Origin of the sequence: Streptococcus sp. DFI.7.26 (genome assembly GCF_022240605.1) — a bacterium.
Classification (GTDB): domain Bacteria; phylum Bacillota; class Bacilli; order Lactobacillales; family Streptococcaceae; genus Streptococcus; species Streptococcus xiaochunlingii.
Genome location: NZ_JAKOGN010000034.1, coordinates 1 through 1234 on the forward strand (window position 1 = coordinate 1; position 1234 = coordinate 1234).

Genomic DNA, 1234 nt, shown 5'->3' on the forward strand with positions numbered 1-1234 from the left:
TGGGAAGATTTACTCCATTTTCTTCAGGAATTGAGATTTTGCCCATCTCTTTTTATTATATTTAAGGATACTTGAAAGTTATATTTTAGAAAAACAATTATGGAGTTCTTAATACGGAATATAGTATAAATGCTGATTCAAAGTGGAGTTTTGCATGCTTTTTGCTTTTGTTGAGTATAAAATCTATTAACTAAAGTCGAACTACAAACATTAATTTAAGATGAAGTAAACTGTAACCTTCGGAAATGTCTCTTACTCGATTTCAGAATGAATCACTGACATAGGATTGAAAGAACTAAGTATTTCTTTTTGTTTTGAATGAGATACGTGAGTATAGATTTGTGTGATTGATATAGAACTGTGTCCAAGAATTTGTTGAATATATCGAATATCTACATCATTATCTAGAAGCATTGTTGCAAAGCTATGTCTAAACATATGTGGTGTAATAGTTTTAGATAAGCTATTTTGTTCAACGATTCTCTTTAAAATTAAACGTACACTTTGCTCTGACAATGGTTTAGGCGAATGTTTTCCTGGGAATAGGAAATCATTAGATTCCTTTCCGTTTTTATTTATATATGTTTCTAATAAATTGAAGGTTGTTTGATCTCCTAAAAATAGGATACGCTCTTTCTTACCTTTTCCTATAATATGGAGTGTCTTATTGGAAAGATTAATATCTTTGAGATGAATGTGACAAAGTTCAGAAATTCTGATACCTGTTGAAAGTAATAGGGAAATAATTAGTAGATTTCTTTCAGCTTTTTGTTTTTGATAGTCAGTTTTAGATATAACTACTCTCTGCTCTAAATATGAAAAAATATTTTTCAGAATATCATACGGAATCGTTTTAGGCAATATTTTTTCAGTTCTAAATTGAAAGCGTAATTGATTGAAGGGATTCTCTTCAATTATGTGCTGGTATTTTAGATAGTTATAAAACACCTTTATACAAGCAATTTTTCTTCTTAATGTATTAGTTTTTATGTTAGATTGTGTCAACTCTTCGATATAGGATTCGACATTATCATAGTTTGAATTATAAAATTGCATAAGATCATTCTTATAAGCTCGAATCGTGTGTGAACTCAAACGCTTATGAGTTTTGCAATAATCTAAGTAAGTAGAAATAAGCTTATAATCCATAAAAATCTCCTTTATCAATAATCATGCTATTATAAACCTATTTGAGTGCTTTGTATAGTGATAATAAATTGTTATCGGTAGGAGA

1 protein-coding gene is annotated in these 1234 nt (G+C 28.8%); it reads right to left on the reverse strand.

From position 1 onward, the window contains the following. Window positions 1-252: 252 nt before the first annotated feature. Window positions 253-1149 (reverse strand): tyrosine-type recombinase/integrase, encoded by an 897-nt coding sequence (locus tag L0M85_RS09745; RefSeq protein ID WP_135782405.1) that lies wholly within the window; start codon window positions 1147-1149, stop codon window positions 253-255. Between the last annotated feature and the right edge of the window lie 85 nt (window positions 1150-1234).